The organism is Fulvivirga kasyanovii (assembly GCF_009711405.1).
Taxonomy (GTDB): Bacteria; Bacteroidota; Bacteroidia; order Cytophagales; family Cyclobacteriaceae; genus Fulvivirga; species Fulvivirga kasyanovii.
On sequence record NZ_SMLW01000149.1, the window covers coordinates 1 to 1,283 of the forward strand.

Annotated in this window: 1 protein-coding gene; it reads right to left on the minus strand. The window is 41.2% G+C overall.

Features of this window, described 5'->3' with window-relative positions:
- Nucleotides 1-59: 59 nt before the first annotated feature.
- Nucleotides 60-953, minus strand: coding sequence for a hypothetical protein (locus E1163_RS00410; protein ID WP_155168553.1), 894 nt, complete (start codon nt 951-953; stop codon nt 60-62).
- Nucleotides 954-1,283: the final 330 nt, after the last annotated feature.

Consider the following 1,283-nt stretch of genomic DNA (forward strand, 5'->3'; position numbering starts at 1 on the left):
ACGGGCAAAAAAAAGAGGCTTTCGCAGCCTCTTTTTTTATTTATTCTTTTCTGATAATACTATTCATTTAATCTGTTTCTGAGCAGGAACTCCACATACGCATCTCTGTAGCTTTCCACCTCAGGCGCTAGCTTTATAGCTTCTTCGTAGCTGGTCAGGGCGTCTATCAGAAGGTTGTTCTCTTCATAAAACCCTGCGAGGATATATTTATTGAGCGCTGTTTCCTGCTTAACATCAGACATGAGGTCGTTAAGCGTAGCTTTTACGCGCTCAGCATCTGCCTGAGGCAGGCGCTTGATAGCATAAGTGCCTGATTTCACCTCAGCATCACCTTTTGACGCTACTGAAAGCAATACTACATTCTCTTTGGCGATCTTGTTATCAGTCAGGTCCAGTTCTATATTGGGGTCTTTTGTTTCGATAGAAAGCAGGACATCGTCAAACATATTTTTCAAAGTAACTACGTAGGTATTCTGACCTTCCAGGGAATCCCATCTGATGATGGCATTGTCATTAAACACCCCTACCGAGCTGGGCATAAATACCTGAATGGCATCATTGCTACCTCTATGTACGGCTCCGGTGGCGCTCAGCCTGTTTTTCTTTCCTTCGGCCGACATTTTACTTAACACAAAATCAGCATATTTACTGGCTACGCTTGACCCTCCCGAACTTACTTTGGCTGCCAGGTCTGTAATTTTATGATTGCCAGGTGCTTTCAACTCCAGTGTCTTTCCACTGGCGTGCACCAAACCCAGATAGGCATTTTCTGAAATGATAAGCTCATCACCATCCTGCAGTGAGGCTCCGGTTTTAAGCGCTTGCCATTCTGATCCCGACTTTACCTTATTCGCTCCTTTGTTGGCCAGCACCTTAAAGGTATAGCCCTGTCCAAAGGTAGCTCCCACTGTAAAAATGAGCATGAACGTTAAAACAAATACATTCTTTTTCATGTGTAAATAATTGATTTTAATGGTCACATGCAATAACCAAAGTAGCTAAATCCTGCCATGAAATCTGAGAAGATATCAGATATTGATGTTGGTTGGTATGGCTTAGCCTGATGGTCATTTCATGAGTTTAAATTGATTTTTAATAATCTGAATGGAAACCCAAAGGCATCCATCATGTTTGGTTTAAAATTTTACGATTTTAGTAATAAATAAGATTATTTAAATATCGCATACTTTTATACCCTTTTACGGCGAATGGTAAACAGTTGTTTCCGACTTTCTTTATTGAACAGGTTTTTAACCACCCCGTAAAAGACCTCAAGTCCATCC

Bases quoted from the DNA above. Each gene is read 5' to 3' on its own strand.
- E1163_RS00410 (WP_155168553.1), bottom strand. From the start codon at position 953: ATGAAAAAGAATGTATTTGTTTTAACGTTCATGCTCATTTTTACAGTG.